The 1140-nt window shown below is 39.5% G+C and carries 2 protein-coding genes; both read left to right on the plus strand.

The features are described 5' to 3' along the window. Positions 1-148 precede the first annotated feature (148 nt). The gene (locus KJB35_RS28070; protein ID WP_029852233.1) at positions 149-574 is read left to right on the plus strand and encodes a hypothetical protein; all 426 of its coding nucleotides are present in this window, start codon (positions 149-151) and stop codon (positions 572-574) included. A 133-nt stretch (positions 575-707) separates the two neighbouring features. Continuing rightward, positions 708-1115 (plus strand): hypothetical protein, encoded by a 408-nt coding sequence (locus tag KJB35_RS28080; RefSeq protein ID WP_285359078.1) that lies wholly within the window; start codon positions 708-710, stop codon positions 1113-1115. The last annotated feature ends 25 nt before the right edge of the window (positions 1116-1140 follow it).

Raw genomic sequence — 1140 nt, forward strand, 5'->3', positions numbered from 1 at the left:
ACAAACTGCTCAAGAGGGATTCGCAACGCGTGGCATTTTTACTATGCGTTGAATTTAGTGATTAAGGTGGTGTGCGGCGGCATCGGTATTGCGTTGCTCACCCCTTAGCAGGGCGTTATGTGCTAGCGATAAAATGAGAATATTGAGTATGAATTCATCTTTAAGTGTCCCAACTGACAATCCGTACAAGTTAATGGCGATTGTCGGAGCTGTAATTTTCGTTTTCAGCCTCTATTTCTTACTCAGTCAAACTTACAAATACAACGATATCGTTTTTCAAGCAGCTGAGAAAATTTCAATTATTGCAGCCCAAGATGAGTTAGCTGATGGTGTTAAGAAAGACCGTATTTCGATTGAGAATAAGAAAATTGAAGTCGTGAGTGAAGATAGGAAATATTTTCCTTATATTTGCGGGGTGATTGCTGCTTTGGGTGGATTACTTTGTGGTATTGGATTTCGACACTGGATATTTGAAGTATATCCAGATGAACAAGCAATCCGTAAAGAGCAATTGAAAAGCTTGCGTTTAGCCAATAGGGCTGCTTCGAGAGTTAAGTTGGGAAAACGCACATAACAAATTGTTCAAGAGTGATTCGGCACGCATGGCATTTTTACCATGCGTCTGGTTTAGTGGTTAAGGCGGTATGCGGAAGCTTCGGTATTGCGTGCCTCACACCTTAACAAGGCGTTAGCTGTTTGAGAAACAAATGAAAATAATCGATAAGCCGTTATTTTGGCTATATGTTGAAACGCGAGACTCAGTCTTTTCATCATTTAAAGGTTTTTCCTCTCTACTCTTAGTCATCATTATTGCGGCTATAGTTTCAGGTAACAAATCTCCCGAAAACACCTTCATGTCTTACATGTTGTATCTGTTGATGCTTAGTGTACCTACCTCAATGGGTCTTATGCTTTTGAAGCTTAATTTTCAAAAAGTTGCAGGCTCCATTCCTAGGGCAGAGTTAGCGTACTTTTTACAGAACAATAAAGGTATCGAGCTGGAAAATGCTGTAAAAGGGATATTTTCGCTCTACCTATCATTGATGATTTATCTCTGGTTTTTGATGATGGTTATTGCAGTTTTGGGACCTTTGATTTTAATGCTAGTGTTGTAGTACACAGCTAACAATCTGTTCAAGA

It is taken from the genome of Vibrio sp. D431a, from assembly GCF_030248655.1.
Classification (GTDB): domain Bacteria; phylum Pseudomonadota; class Gammaproteobacteria; order Enterobacterales; family Vibrionaceae; genus Vibrio; species Vibrio alginolyticus.